Raw genomic sequence first — 13,216 nt, 5'->3', positions numbered from 1 at the left:
ACGACCGCCGATCGCACCGGCCGGACTTCCGGCACCACGGTGCGGCAGGGCGTCGCGCAGCCTCATCGACCGCCATGGATCCGCACGGATCCCGGTGGCGGTACGGCGGCGCGCCGTCCGACCGGCGGGCGGGGCTCGGCGGGATCCCGGCGTCGGATACGCGCGGGGCCCGCGGAGCCCGGGGGAGCCCGGGTCCTTGGAGAGGGAAATCCATGTCCGTTCGTCCCCAGTACATTCGCAGGACGGCAGTGCTCGGCGGGGCCGCGCTCCTCGCGCCCCTGGCACTGCTCGCCGCGAGCGGCCAGGCCGCCGCGGACAGCGGAGTGTGGGACCGGATCGCCCGCTGCGAGAGCGGCGGGAACTGGCAGACCAACACAGGCAACGGCTACTCCGGAGGGCTCCAGTTCTCCGCCGGGACCTGGCGGGCGTACGGCGGCACGGCGTACGCGCCGACGGCCGCCCAGGCGTCCAAGGCACAGCAGATAGCCGTCGCGGCGAAGGTCCAGCGCGCCCAGGGCTGGGGGGCCTGGCCGTCCTGCTCGGCGCGCGCCGGCGCCCAAGGTTCCGCTCCCGGCGGTGCCGCGCCCGCGCCCGCCGCGCCGAAGCCCGCGGCGCCCAGGTCCACCGCGCCGAAGGCGGCACCGGAGCAGCCCGCTCCGACGCACCGCGCCCCCGCCCGCAGCGACCGGGGCACCGCGTACCGCGCGCCCGGCGGCTCGGGCAACTACACCGTGCGGTCCGGTGACACGCTCAGCCGCATCGCGGCGGCGCACGGCACCAGCTGGCAGCGGATCTTCGCGGCCAACCAGGGGGTCATCGGCGGCGATCCGAACACGATCGTGCCCGGACAGCGGCTCGTGGTCTGAGGCGATGCTGCTCTGTAGCTGAGCTGCTCTGCTGGCTCGACAGCTCGACAGCTCGACAGCTCGACAGCTCGACAGCTCGACAGCTCGACAGCGCTGACGCCGCGGCCGGGCCCGACCGGTCGCGGCGTCAGCGGCGTCAGCGCGGTGCGGCCGTGCCCCGTCGTCCGACCGGGTGGGGCCGCGCCGACGGCGGCGCGGCGAGGGCCTGGCCGTGATGATGATCTGCTTAGCGTGACCCGATGCACCCGATGTCGAACACGCGTCTTCGGTCTGGGCCCGTGACTCTGCTCGCCACGGCGGCCCTGTCGCTCTTGGCGCCGTCCGCCACCGCGTCGCCCACGCCGCCGCTGCCGGGCGCCGAGGCCACCAGGCACACCTACGTCTGCTCCCGCGCCGAAGGGCCCTGGGCCTGCCTCGCCCACTGCGAGAGCAGCGGCCGCTGGGACGCCAACACCGGGAACAACTACTACGGCGGCCTGCAGTTCTACCAGCCCACCTGGGTGGAGCACGGTGGCCTCGCCTACGCCCCGCGCGCCGACCTCGCCACCCGCGAGCAGCAGATCAAGATCGCCCAGAAGGTGCTGCGCAACCAGGGCTGGAAGGCCTGGCCGGTCTGCTCCAAGAAGGTCAAGGCGGCCAGGCTCGACGGGTACGCGCTGCTGCCGGTGCGGATCACGCACGTGGTCAAGCGCGGCGAGACGCTGAGCTCCATCGCCCGGCGCCATCACCTCAAGGGCGGCTGGAAGTCCCTCTACCGGGCCAACCGCAAGACGGTCGGCCCCTCCCCGGACCGGCTCACCCCCGGGACGGTGCTGGTCGTCCCGGACAAGTGAGGCGGCCTCACCCCGCCGAACCGGGGTGACCCCCCGTCGGCACCTCCGCGGCCTCCCCGGCGAACACGACCTCGCCGCGGCGCAGTTCGTACACCACCACCGCCCGGCCCGTGCGCCCGCGCAGGCCGGGCGGAAGGCGTTGCTCGGCGACGACCACGCCCGCGTCCAGGTCCTTGAGCAGGTCGTACGTACGGGACGCGACGGCAGGGGACATGCCCTGGGTGGGCTCGTCGACGAGGACCACGCGCGTGTGCGACAGGAGGGCCCGGGAGATGGCCAGCATGCGCTGCTCGCCGCCCGACAGGGTGCCCGCGCGGCGGGCGAGCAGGGGGCGCAGCTCCGGGTACGCGGCCAGGGCGCCGGCGAAGTCGCCGCGGGCGTGCGCCAGCTCCAGGTTCTCGCCGACGGTGAGCGAGCCGAAGACGGCTTGCCGGTCCGGCACGAAGCACAGGCCGCGGCGGGCGCGTTCGTGGGCGGGCAGCCGGGTGATGTCCGCGCCGTCCCAGACGACGGCGCCCCCGGACACCGGGACGGTCCCGGCCAGGGCGCGCAGCGCGGTCGTACGGCCGGAGCCGTTGCGGCCGAGGAGGACCGTCAGGCCGGGGGAGGCGGCGATGAGGCTCACGCCGTGCAGGGCCTCCAGGGGGCCGTAGCGCACGCGGGCCGCGCGGAGTTCCAGGGTGCGGGTCATGGCGGCCCGCCTTCGGGGGTGCGGCGCGGGTCGAGCACCTGGTCCGCGGGGCCCGAGGCGACGACGCGGCCCGCCGTCAGCACGTACACGCGGTCGGCGAGGCCCGCCACCAGGTCCAGATCGTGCTCGACCACCAGCAGGGCCGTCCCGTCCGTGGCGAGCGCCCGCAGGATCCGTGCCAGGGCGGCCACTTCGGCGGTGTCCAGGCCCGCGGCGGGCTCGTCCAGAAGCAGGACGTGCGGGTCGCCCGCGAAGGCGCGGGCCAGTTCGACGCGGCGCAGCGTGCCGGTGGGCAGCCCCTCGGCGGGCCGGTCCCGTACGGCGTCCAGCTCGAACAGCCGCAGCGCCCGGTCCGGCGCGGCCGGGTCGCGCACCCGGCCCCGCTCGGCCCCCACCCGCACGTTCTCGGCGACCGTCAGCGTCGGAAACACGGCGAGCTGCTGAAAGGTACGCGCCACCCCGATCCGCGTCCGCGCGTGCGCGGGCATCCGCGTGATGTCCCGCCCCCCGAACGTGACCCGCCCCCGATCCGGCCGCAGCGCCCCCGCCAGACAGTGGAAGAGGCTGCTCTTGCCCGCTCCGTTGGGCCCGACGAGCGCGGTCACCTGGGCGGGCGGCACGGTGAGGGACACGTCGTGGAGGGCGGTGAAGCCGTCGTACGAGAGGTACAGGCCGTGGGCCTCCAGGGTGGAGGGGCGCGGTGGGCCCGGCGGGCTGGGCATGCCGACTGGCTCCGGCGGGGTGGGTGGTTCCGGTGGGTCGGGCGGGCTGGCCAGGCCCAGTAGTTCCTGTGGGGCGGGTGGTCCCGGCAGGGTGAGTGGTTTCGGTGGGACGGAGGGGGTCGGTGTTCCGGACGGGCCCGGCTGCTGGGGCGGTGGTTTCGCCGGTGCTGAGGGTTCTGGTGGCGGTGGCGGTTCTGGTGGCTGCGGTCCGGTGGCCGCGGTCTTGCCGCCGGGGTGGGGCGCGGAGGGAGAGGTGGGAGTGGGGGTGTCGGGGGTGGAGGGAGCGGTGGTGGCGGTCGCTGGGGCTGTTGCGTCGGGCCCGAGCGGTGTGGGTGGGTGTGGTGTGTGGTGCCGGAGTTCCGGGGGGTGGGGCTTCGGTTGGGATGGAGGCTCGGGGGAGGCCGGTGGGCCAAGGAGGGCCGTGCGGACGGTCAGGCCGAGCGGGGTGAGGCGGGGGTGGCGGGGGATGCGCTGGGCCGCCGCGCGCAGGGCCTCGTACGGGCCGCCGGGGAAGCGGCCGATCAGGACGGCGAGGACGCCGATGACGGCCGCCGCGACCCCGCCGCGCGCACCCGCGTCGAGGCCCACCAGGAGCGCCGCCGCGAGCAGCGAGCCCAGCAGGCTGTCCGCGCCAAGGACGACCACGGCCGCGAACCACAGCAGGCCCCGCACCGGGTCGAACGCGGCGGGGTCGAAGGCCCGGAAGCCCATGCCGAGCATGCCGCCGCCGAGCGCCGCGAGCGCCGCGCCCGTGACGAACGCGCCGAGCTTCAGCGCCCGCACGGGCACCCCGGCCGCCGCCGCCCCCGCCTCGTGGTCCCGCATCGCCGCGAGTGCCCGCCCCGTGCGCCCCCGCCGCAGCGCCGCCACAAGCAGCAGCGCGCCCCCGAGCAGGGCGAGTTCGAGGAGGTAGTACGCGCGGTCGCCGTCGAAGCCCGCGGGGCGGCCGGGGGTGAGGCCCGACGTGGCGTACGGCTGCGCGAACACGAAGCGGCTGACGCCGACGCCGACCGCGAAGGTGGCGAGGGCGAGCGCGAGGCCGTGGCGGCTGATCGCGGGCCAGCCCGTGAGCAGGCCGAGCGGCGCGACGAGCAGCACCGCCACGGCGAGCGCGGCCAGCGTCGGCAGCTCCGGCAGACCCGGGAACCGGCCCGCCGCGAGCAGCGCGGTGAACAGGGCGCCCAGACCCGCGTACGCCGCCTGCCCGAGGGAGATCTGCCCGCCCCGGCCGGTGACCACCACCAGGGACAGCAGGATGACGCCGAGCGCGGGCACCTGCACGGACGTGGTGAGGTCCGGGCCCGCGAAGCCGAGGGGGAGGAAGAAGAGGACGACGGCCACTATCCACGCGCCGGGCGGCGTGGGGACACGGGCCGTGGCCGTCCGGGGCAGCGCGTCCCCGGTGCCGATGCCCGGCAGCACGAGCGCGGCGATCAGCAGCGCCACCACGAACAGGTTCGCGCCGACGGCCTGGAGCAGCGGCTCGCCCCAGCCGGACGGGTGCAGCCGGGTCAGCTGGCTCTGGGCCACGCCGATGCCGAGTGCCACGACGACCGCCACCGGCAGGTTCCGCATCCGGGCGGCCACGGCGACGGCCACGACCTCCATGACGAGCAGCGGCATGCCGTACGGGTCGAGACGTACGTAAGGAGCGAGCAGCACGCCGGTCAGTCCCGCCGTGAACGAGCCGAACGCCCAGCCCGCCGCCGCCACCCGGTCCGCGTCGATCCCGGCGAGGGCCGCGAGCCGCCGGTCGTCGACCACCGCCCGCAGCTCCCCGCCGAAGCGGGTGAAGCGCGTGACCACCCACACGGCGAGCGCGAGGACCACGGCTGCCGCCAACTGGCCCCAGGGGTCCGCCGACACGAGTGTCGGCACGTCCGCGCGGGCGCCCTGCCCCCAGATCAGCGCCGCCCCGCCGACCAGGAGCACGAAGACGCCGATGGACGCGACCAGCGTCTGCGCCGGGTCGCCGCCGAGCACGGCGAGCGGCCGGAAGACGACGCGTTCGAGGACCAGGCCGATCGCGGGCGCCACCACGAGGAGGGTGACGGCCGCGGCGGGCCAGAGCGGCCAGTCCCACTCGACGGTGAGGTGGCGCAGCAGATACGCGCACACCATCGCGATGGCGCCGTGCGCGAAGTTGAGCACGCCCGTCGCGCGGTGGGTGACGATCAGGCCGATGCCGGTGAGGGCGGCGGCGCTGCCGACGGAGAGCCCGGCCAGCGTGAGGTCGTAGCTCAGGGAGGCCACCGGGTCAGGCCTCCGGGGCGGTCGGGTCCCCGGGGTCGTGCGGGGGCGCGCAGATCGGGCACGGGCTCGTCGCGCCGGACGCGAGGACGCCCGCGTCCGGCGCCACCGCGTCCGGCTTCCCCGCCACCAGCGGGCAGTCCGCGCGGTGCAGGAGCCCCCCGCCGGGCACGGTCAGGAGGTCGTCGCTGGTCGCGACCCGCGCCGCCGCCCGCTCGGCGCGCACGGCCGCCGGGTCCTGCCCCTCGACGGCCACGAGCAGCCCGTACAGCTCCTCGACCCGCGCCGCCGCGAGCGCCCCGCGGCCGTGCGCGAGGAGCACGGCGCCCGCCACGATCAGCGCGGCGCCGGGCACCGTGCACGAGGCGATGTAGGGCAGTTGGCGCTCGGCGAACCGCTCGCCGGAGATGCCGTACCAGCCGATCACACAGAGCACCGCCCCGGTCGCGAGAGCCGCGAACGCCGCCCACAGCATCGGATGCACCGCGCGCAGCCGGGCCGCGCCGGAGGCGGCCGAGGACGCCGTGGGAGATCGCCGATCCGTTCGTGCCGCCCGCATCGAGGCCCCCTGGGAGACGTCGTAAGTCAGACAGGTCTGTTACTGACAGGTCTGTTCATGTCAGCCAATGGCTTGCACTATGCCTTCTGGAAGCTGACCCTGAAAGCACCGGGCGCTCTTCGCCCGGACCGACACCCGGTGGTGAGCCAGATGGTTCTCGGGACAAGGCCCAGGCGGGGGATCGATCCCCGGCGGGGAAGGGTACGGAGCGCGGTCCTGGCGGCAGCCGCGGTCCTGCTGATCGTTCCGGCCGCCGCGGCCTGCGGTGACGACAGCGGGGGCGGCGACGACGCGCCGCCGAAGCCCTCGGTGGAGAAGACGGAGAAGACCCCCGCGGAGCCGCCGTCGTCGAGCGCGGCGCCCGACGCGAAGAAGCCCGCCGACCCCGCGGCCGCCGAGAAACAGGTGCGGACGAACTTCGAGAAGTTCTTCGACCCGGCCACGTCCATGCGGGACAAGGAGGCCGTCCTGGAGAACGGCCCGAAGATGCGCGCGGTCCTCCAGGGCTTCAGCGGGGACGAGCGCGGCAAGCAGGTCGGCGCGAAGGTCGGCAAGGTCGAGTTCACCTCGGCGACGGAGGCGGACGTGACGTACGCGCTGACCCTGAAGGGCGCCACCGCGCTGCCCACCGCCAGCGGGACGGCCGTGAACCAGGACGACACCTGGAAGGTGTCCGTGAAGACGCTGTGCGCCCTGGTGAAGCTGAGCGGCAACGCCTCACCCGGCCCCGGCTGCTGAGGCCTTGAGCAGCCGTCAGGCTCGGACTGCCGGGGCGCCGGGCCCTCGTGCCCGGCGGAGATGGCGCTCCGGCGTCCTCGCCGTGCTCGCGGCCGCCGCGCTCCTGGCCGGCGCGGGCTGCGGCAGCCGCCTCCCCGAGAGCGACTTCGAGGAGCGCCCGCCCGTGCCGCGCGGCACCCAGCAGGGGCCGCCGGTGCGGGTCGGCATCATCGCCAGCGCCACCAGCCCGGTCGGCGGCTCCGCCTTCACCGGCCCGCGCGACGGCGCGAAGGCGTACTTCGAGCGCCTCAACGACCGCGGCGGCGTCGGCGGCCGCGAGGTCGAGGTGCACACCTGCGACGACGGCGGCAGCGGCGTCGGCAACAACGAGTGCGTGCACAAGCTGCTCGACGAGAAGAAGGTCGTCGCTCTCGTCGCCACCACCTCCCTCGACTACGCGGGCGCCCCGCGCGTGTCGAAGGCGGGCGTGCCCGACATCGGCGGCCAGCCCATCGGCTCCGCCTACGACACCTACCCGCACCTGTACGGCATCTACGGCAGCCTCGCCCCGCGCACCGGCGAGCCGGGCTGGGACGGCGAGCTGTACGGCGGCACGGAGGTCTACCGCTACTTCAAGCGCGAGCACGGCGCCCGCACCGCCGCCGTCGTCTCCTACAACCAGGCCGCGTCGGCCGCGTACGCCCGTCTCGTGAAGCGCGGCCTGGAGACCGAGGGCTACGACGTCGTCACCGAACAGGTCGACTTCGCGCTGCCCAACTTCCGTGCCGTCGCCGCCGACCTCAAGGACCGGGGCGTCGACCTCGTCTTCGACGCGATGGACACCCACGGCAACGCGCAGCTCTGCAAAGCGATGGACGACGTCGGCGCCGACATCACCGCGAAGGTCACCAACGTCCAGAACTGGTCATCCACGGTTGCCGAGGACTACAAGGACGCGCCGCGCTGCCGCAACGCCCTGTGGGCCACCGGCGCGAGCCGCAACTACGCGGACACGGGCCATCCGGCGGTGCGCGAGTTCCGCGACGCCACGAAGGGCGCGAAGACGCACTCCCAGTGGCAGCTGGAGGGCTGGGCGGCCGCGATGTGGTTCACGGACGCGGCGAAGTCCTGCTCAGGGGCCGGGAGCGACGTCACGCGCGCGTGCGTCGACCGCTTCATGAGCCGGGGCGAGCCCTATGACGCCGACGGGCTGCTGCTGCCCGTGACGTACGAGCGGCGCGAGCGGCCACCGAAGACGCGCGAGACCTGTGTGTCGGTGGCGCGCTGGCGGGACGGCGCGGACGACCCCGACGACTCAGGCGACGCGGGCGATGAGGGCTGGGTCACACAGGGCGACATGAACCGCACCTGCTTCGACGTACCGCAGCTCTCCTACCAGCCGTGATCGTTGTACCAGTCACGGAGTTCCCGCTTCCGGCTTGCGATCGGGCATCCGTTCCAGAACAAGACGGATATTGGACCCAACCCTTGGCCCTCGATTCCCGTCTAACCCCTCGGTAGGCGGACGAGACGGACTGTCCGCAGGGAAGCGCGGGATACGGGGACGTATGCATATCTCTTTCCTGATTCACAACGCGTACGGGATCGGAGGGACGATCCGGACCACGTACAACTTGGCGAACACACTCGCCGAGCACCATGACGTCGACATCGTGTCGGTGCTGCGCCACCGCGACGAGCCGGTCTTCACCCCCGACGCGCGGATCAGGCTGAGCCACCTCGTCGACATCCGGAAGGGCAGCCCCGGGTACGAGGGCGGCAGCGAGGCCTACCGGACCCCGGCCAAGGTCTTCCCGAGCGCCGAGGGCCGCTACGCCCAGTACAGCGCCCTCACCGACGAGCGCATCGCGGCCCACCTGTCCGCCCTCAGGTCCGACGTCGTCATCGGCACCCGGCCCGGCCTGAACGTGCACATCGCCCGCCAGACCCGGCGCGGCGTGCTGCGCGTCGGCCAGGAGCACCTCACCCTCGACAGCCACCCCAAGGAACTGCGCCTCCAACTGCGCAGCGTGTACCCGCGCCTGGACGTCCTGACCACGACGACCGAGGCCGACGCGCACGCCTACCGCCAGCGGATGCGGCTGCCCGGCGTGCATGTGCAGGCGGTGCCGAACCCCGTGCCCGCGCCCGGCATCGAGCCTGCCGACGGCTCCCACAAGTGGGTCGTGGCGGCCGGCAGGCTCGCCCCCGTCAAGCGGTACGACCTGCTGATCCGCGCCTTCGACAAGGTGCGCCGCGAGCGTCCCGACTGGCGTCTGCGGATCTACGGCGGCGGCAAGCAGAAGGACAAGCTGCGCAAGCTGATCGACGACCTCGGCCTGTACAACCACGTCTTCCTCATGGGCCCGGCGCACCCCATCGAGCCGGAGTGGGCCAAGGGCTCCATCGCCGCCGTCACCTCCAGCCTGGAGTCGTTCGGCATGACCATCGTGGAGGCCATGCGCTGCGGGCTGCCCGTGGTCGCCACCGACTGCCCGCACGGTCCCGGCGAGATCATCGACAACGGCGTCGACGGCCGCCTCGTCGAGGTCGGCAACGCCGACGCCATCGCGGGCGGACTGCTCGAACTCATCAACGACGACGCGCTGCGGCAGCGCATGGCGGGCGCCGCGCTCGAGGACTCCGAGCGCTTCGACCCGGCCCGCATCGCCGAGCGCTACGAGGACATGTTCCAGGGCATGCTCACGCGGGGCGGCTCGCTGGGCGGCCGGATGCGCGGCTCGATGCACCGCGCGAGAGGGGCCCTGCTCGGCGGCGCGTACGCCGTGCGGGACGCCCGCCGGACGGTACCGACGAAGGGGCGCTTGGCATGACGGCCGTGTTCACACGGGGCACGCTGGACGGCTCAGGGGAGGCCACGATGGGCGAGGCGCAGCCGCTCGCGCCGCGCGCCGACTGCATCGCGGACTCCGCGGGCGGGCTGACCTTCGACGTCACCGACCCCGGTGAGGCGGGCGCCGCCCATCTGCTGCTGCGCCTTCGGGAGTCGGACCCGCCCGTCGAGGTACGCCTGCCGCTCGCCCCCGCCGCAGACGGCAGCCTGCGCGCCGCGCTGCCCAGCAGCGTCGAGCTGGCCGAGGGCCGCTGGAACGCGTACGCGCAGGTCGAGGGCGGCGAGCCGCGCCGCCTGGTGCCGGGCGTGAACGACCTGCGTTCGCTGGTCGACCGCGCGCCCAGCGGCAGCCGCGGCCATGTCGCGGTCCGCATCCCGTACGCCACCAAGCAGGGCAACCTGTCGGTGCGCGCCTGGCTGCGCGCCCCGCACGCCGAGGTCGGCGAGCTGTGCATCGACGGCACGGGCCTGACCGGGCACGGCCGGGTCTACGGCACGGCGCTGACCGGCGCCGCGCGCATCGAGGCCGTCCTGCGCGGCGACGTCTCCCAGGTCCTGCACGCCGAGGTGACGCCCGCGGCCCCCGCGGCCACGGACTTCGGCTTCGCCCTGCCGTACGCCGAACTGGCCGCCGCCGAGGGCGTCTGGGACCTCTGGCTCCACCCGGCGGGCGACGAAGGCCCGCGCATCCGCCTGGCCCGCCTCCTGGACGACGTGGCCGACAAGAAGCCGATCTTCACGTACCCGGTGACACGAGTGGACTGCGTGGGCGGCCAGGTCGAGGTGGGCCCGTACTACACGAACGACAACGACTTGGCGGTACGGGTGTCGGCGGCGGATCTCAGCCCGTCCGGCGTGTGAGGCCGAGGCGGATTTCAGCCCGTCCGGCACGTGAGCGCGAGGCGGATCTCAGCCCGTCCGGCGTTTGAGGACGAGGCCCGAAGGGCCGAAGCGGGGGGAGAGGGGGCGCAGCCCCCATGGTCGGGCCCGCCCCCGGGCCGGGGGAGAATCACGACCATGTTGGAGACCTCCGCCCGCCTGCTTCGGCTGCTCTCGTTGCTGCAGGCCCACCGCGAGTGGTCCGGCGCCGACCTGGCCGACCGCCTCGGCGTCACCGCGCGCACGGTGCGGCGGGACGTGGACCGGCTCCGGGAGCTGGGCTACCCCGTCAACGCCAGCCCCGGCACGGGCGGCGGCTACCAGTTGGGGGCGGGCGCCGAGCTGCCGCCGCTGCTCCTGGACGACGACGAGGCGGTCGCCGTGGCGGTGGGCCTGCGCACGGCCGCGGGGCAGGGCATCGAGGGCATCGGGGAGAGCTCCGTACGCGCCCTCGGCAAGCTCGAACAGGTCCTGCCGGGAAGGCTGCGCCGCCGCGTCGGCGCGCTCAACGCCTTCACCGTGCCGATGCTGCACACCGCGCGCTCCCAGGCCGTCGACCCGTCGGTCCTGACCGAACTGGCGGCCGTCTGCCGGGACTCGGAGCGGCTGCGGTTCGACTACCGCGACCACGGCGGCAGTTCCAGCCGCCGTGTCGTGGAGCCGCACCGCCTGGTGTGCACCGAGCGCCGCTGGTACCTCGTCGCCTGGGACCTGGACCGCGCCGACTGGCGCACGTTCCGCGTGGACCGCGTCACGCCGAGGCCTCCGCACGGCCCGCGCTGCGAGCCCCGCACCCCGCCCGCCGCCGACCTCGCCGCGTACGTCTCCCGGGGCGTCTCCACGCGCGCCTACGCGGCGCAGGCCACCGTCCGCCTCTTCGTGCCCCTGGAGGAGGCGGCCCAGCGGGTGACGCCGTCGGACGGCACCCTGGAGGCCGAGACGGACGGCACCTGCCTGCTGCGCACCGGCGCGGGCAGCCCGGAGTTCATGGTCTTCCATCTGATGTTCCTGGGCTTCGAGTTCGAGGTGCTCGAACCCGAGGGGCTCAGCGAGGGGATGCGCTCGGTCAGGGACCGCCTGAGCCGGGCCCTGGACCGGGGTGATCGGTCTGGTCGTCCGGAGCCCGCAGCGCCGCGTACTCGGGATGGTGCAGATCGAACGCCGGGGACTCCGAGCGGATCCGGGGGAGCGTGACGAAGTTGTGCCGGGGCGGCGGGCAGGAGGTCGCCCACTCCAGGGAGCGGCCGAACCCCCAGGGGTCGTCGACCTCGACCTTCTCGCCGTACTTGGCGGTCTTCCAGAGGTTGTAGAGGAACGGCAGCGTGGACAGGCCGAGCAGGAAGGCGCCGATGGACGACACCGTGTTGAGCACCGTGAAGCCGTCCGCCGCCAGATAGTCCGCGTACCGCCGGGGCATGCCCTCCGCGCCGAGCCAGTGCTGCACGAGGAACGTCGTGTGGAAGCCCACGAAGAGTGTCCAGAAGTGGATCTTCCCGAGCCGCTCGTCGAGCATCTTGCCGGTGAGTTTCGGCCACCAGAAGTAGAAGCCCGCGAAGGTCGCGAACACGACGGTGCCGAAGACCACGTAGTGGAAGTGCGCCACGACGAAGTACGAGTCGGTGACGTGGAAGTCCAGTGGCGGCGAGGCGAGGATGACTCCCGTCAGACCGCCGAACAGGAACGACACCAGGAAGCCGACCGACCACAGCATCGGTGTCTCGAACGACAGGGACCCCTTGAGCATCGTCCCCGTCCAGTTGAAGAACTTCACCCCGGTCGGCACCGCGATCAGGAACGACATGAACGAGAAGAACGGAAGCAGCACCGCGCCCGTCGCGAACATGTGGTGCGCCCACACGACCACCGAGAGCCCGGTGATGGCCATCGTCGCGCCGATCAGCGGGACGTAGCCGAACACCGGCTTCCTGCTGAACACCGGGATGATCTCCGTGATGATGCCGAAGAACGGCAGCGCGATGATGTAGACCTCCGGATGTCCGAAGAACCAGAAGAGGTGCTGCCACAGCAGCGCGCCCCCGAACTGGGCGTCGAAGACGACCGAGTGGAAGCGCCGGTCGGCCTCCAGGACGAGCAGGGCGGCCGCGAGCACCGGGAACGCGAGGAGCACCAGGATCGATGTGAAGAGCACGTTCCAGGTGAAGATGGGCATGCGGAACATCGTCATCCCGGGCGCGCGCATCCCGATGATGGTGGTCAGGAAGTTCACCGAGCCGAGGATCGTGCCGAAGCCGGACAGCGCGAGCCCCATGATCCACAGGTCGGCGCCGATGCCGGGGGACCGCTCCAGGCTGTTCAGTGGCGCGTACGCGAACCAGCCGAAGGCCGCGGGCCCGCCCGGCACGAGCAGCGAGCCGAGCACCATCAGGCCGCCGAAGAGGAACAGCCAGTACGAGAGCATGTTCAGGCGCGGGAAGGCCACGTCCGGCGAGCCGATCTGCAGCGGCATGATCTCGTTGGCGAAGCCCGCGAACGTCGGCGTCGCGAAGAGCAGCAGCATGATCGTGCCGTGCATGGTGAACATCTGGTTGAACTCTTCGTTGGACATCAGCTGCAGGCCCGGGCGGGCGAGTTCGGCCCGCATCATCAGGGCCATCAGGCCCGCGATCAGGAAGAACGCGAACGACGTGATCAGGTAGAGATGCCCGATCTTCTTGTGGTCGGTGGTGGTCAGCCAGTCGACGACGATGCGCCCCGGCGTCCGCTCCCGCGCCGGCCCGTGCCGCGCCCCCACCGTCTGCGTCCCCATCGCTTGCCCCTTCGCTGTCGCGTCCCGGGCTTGCTCGAAGCACACGACATGATGTCGCCGCGCACCGGGATCCGACAG

General features: G+C 73.5%; 9 protein-coding genes and 2 pseudogenes. 7 read left to right on the top strand and 4 right to left on the bottom strand.

All coding sequences use genetic code 11. The annotated features are described in order from the left end of the window. Positions 1–212: 212 nt before the first annotated feature. Together ACZ6BG_RS27335 and ACZ6BG_RS27330 are read left to right on the top strand one after the other, a co-directional pair. Positions 213–866 (top strand): LysM peptidoglycan-binding domain-containing protein, encoded by a 654-nt coding sequence (locus ACZ6BG_RS27335; protein ID WP_469006110.1) that lies wholly within the window; start codon positions 213–215, stop codon positions 864–866. A 278-nt stretch (positions 867–1,144) separates the two neighbouring features. Beyond that, positions 1,145–1,699, top strand: coding sequence for a LysM peptidoglycan-binding domain-containing protein (locus tag ACZ6BG_RS27330; RefSeq protein ID WP_469006108.1), 555 nt, complete (start codon positions 1,145–1,147; stop codon positions 1,697–1,699). Between the two features lie 7 nt (positions 1,700–1,706). Here ACZ6BG_RS27330 and ACZ6BG_RS27325 read toward each other — a convergent pair whose 3' ends face one another. Genes ACZ6BG_RS27325 through ACZ6BG_RS27315 form a run of 3 tightly spaced genes read right to left on the bottom strand, consistent with a single transcriptional unit; the run spans position 1,707 to position 5,921 of the window. Then, the gene (locus tag ACZ6BG_RS27325) at positions 1,707–2,390 is read right to left on the bottom strand and encodes an ABC transporter ATP-binding protein (protein WP_469006106.1); all 684 of its coding nucleotides are present in this window, start codon (positions 2,388–2,390) and stop codon (positions 1,707–1,709) included. Then, a complete protein-coding gene (locus ACZ6BG_RS27320; protein ID WP_469006104.1) occupies positions 2,387–5,365 on the bottom strand; it encodes an ABC transporter permease subunit in 2,979 nt (992 codons plus the stop codon). Before ACZ6BG_RS27320 ends, ACZ6BG_RS27325 begins: the two co-directional genes overlap by 4 nt. A 4-nt stretch (positions 5,366–5,369) precedes the next feature. Next, entirely contained in the window at positions 5,370–5,921 is a 552-nt protein-coding gene (locus tag ACZ6BG_RS27315) for a hypothetical protein (RefSeq protein ID WP_469006102.1), read from the bottom strand. Between the two features lie 150 nt (positions 5,922–6,071). Between ACZ6BG_RS27315 and ACZ6BG_RS27310 the strand changes: the two genes are divergently transcribed. The 5 genes and pseudogenes from ACZ6BG_RS27310 to ACZ6BG_RS27290 all read left to right on the top strand — a co-directional run bounded on the left by ACZ6BG_RS27310 (position 6,072) and on the right by ACZ6BG_RS27290 (position 11,565). After that, positions 6,072–6,659 carry an MTB12 C-terminal domain-containing protein gene (locus ACZ6BG_RS27310; RefSeq protein ID WP_469006101.1) on the top strand — a complete coding sequence of 196 codons (588 nt, stop codon included), beginning with the start codon at positions 6,072–6,074 and terminating at the stop codon, positions 6,657–6,659. Between the two features lie 4 nt (positions 6,660–6,663). Continuing rightward, positions 6,664–8,043, top strand: coding sequence for an ABC transporter substrate-binding protein (locus ACZ6BG_RS27305; protein WP_469006098.1), 1,380 nt, complete (start codon positions 6,664–6,666; stop codon positions 8,041–8,043). Between the two features lie 163 nt (positions 8,044–8,206). Further along, positions 8,207–9,259 (top strand): annotated as a pseudogene (locus tag ACZ6BG_RS27300) (glycosyltransferase family 4 protein); the annotation flags it as partial. A gap of 209 nt (positions 9,260–9,468) precedes the next feature. After that, on the top strand, positions 9,469–10,353 hold the full coding sequence (locus ACZ6BG_RS27295; protein ID WP_469006096.1) for a hypothetical protein: 885 nt from the start codon (positions 9,469–9,471) through the stop codon (positions 10,351–10,353). Positions 10,354–10,509: 156 nt separating this feature from the next. Further along, positions 10,510–11,565 carry a helix-turn-helix transcriptional regulator gene (locus tag ACZ6BG_RS27290; protein WP_468452740.1) on the top strand — a complete coding sequence of 352 codons (1,056 nt, stop codon included), beginning with the start codon at positions 10,510–10,512 and terminating at the stop codon, positions 11,563–11,565. On the opposite strand, the pseudogene ctaD reads toward ACZ6BG_RS27290, so the two are convergent. Further along, positions 11,456–13,138 (bottom strand): annotated as a pseudogene (ctaD, locus tag ACZ6BG_RS27285) (aa3-type cytochrome oxidase subunit I); the annotation flags it as partial. The gene ACZ6BG_RS27290 and the pseudogene ctaD overlap by 110 nt on opposite strands. Between the last annotated feature and the right edge of the window lie 78 nt (positions 13,139–13,216).

The sequence above is a fragment of the Streptomyces sp. NPDC041205 genome, assembly GCF_055591765.1.
The sequence above is the reverse complement of the archived record's forward strand: the minus strand, read 5'-3'. Positions and strand labels throughout refer to the sequence as shown.

Coding starts and splice junctions, on each gene's coding strand:
- ACZ6BG_RS27335 (WP_469006110.1), top strand. CDS start 213: ATGTCCGTTCGTCCCCAGTACATTCGCAGGACGGCAGTGCTCGGCGGG.
- ACZ6BG_RS27325 (WP_469006106.1), bottom strand. CDS start 2,390: ATGACCCGCACCCTGGAACTCCGCGCGGCCCGCGTGCGCTACGGCCCC.
- ACZ6BG_RS27315 (WP_469006102.1), bottom strand. CDS start 5,921: ATGCGGGCGGCACGAACGGATCGGCGATCTCCCACGGCGTCCTCGGCC.
- ACZ6BG_RS27310 (WP_469006101.1), top strand. CDS start 6,072: ATGGTTCTCGGGACAAGGCCCAGGCGGGGGATCGATCCCCGGCGGGGA.
- ACZ6BG_RS27295 (WP_469006096.1), top strand. CDS start 9,469: ATGACGGCCGTGTTCACACGGGGCACGCTGGACGGCTCAGGGGAGGCC.
- ACZ6BG_RS27290 (WP_468452740.1), top strand. CDS start 10,510: ATGTTGGAGACCTCCGCCCGCCTGCTTCGGCTGCTCTCGTTGCTGCAG.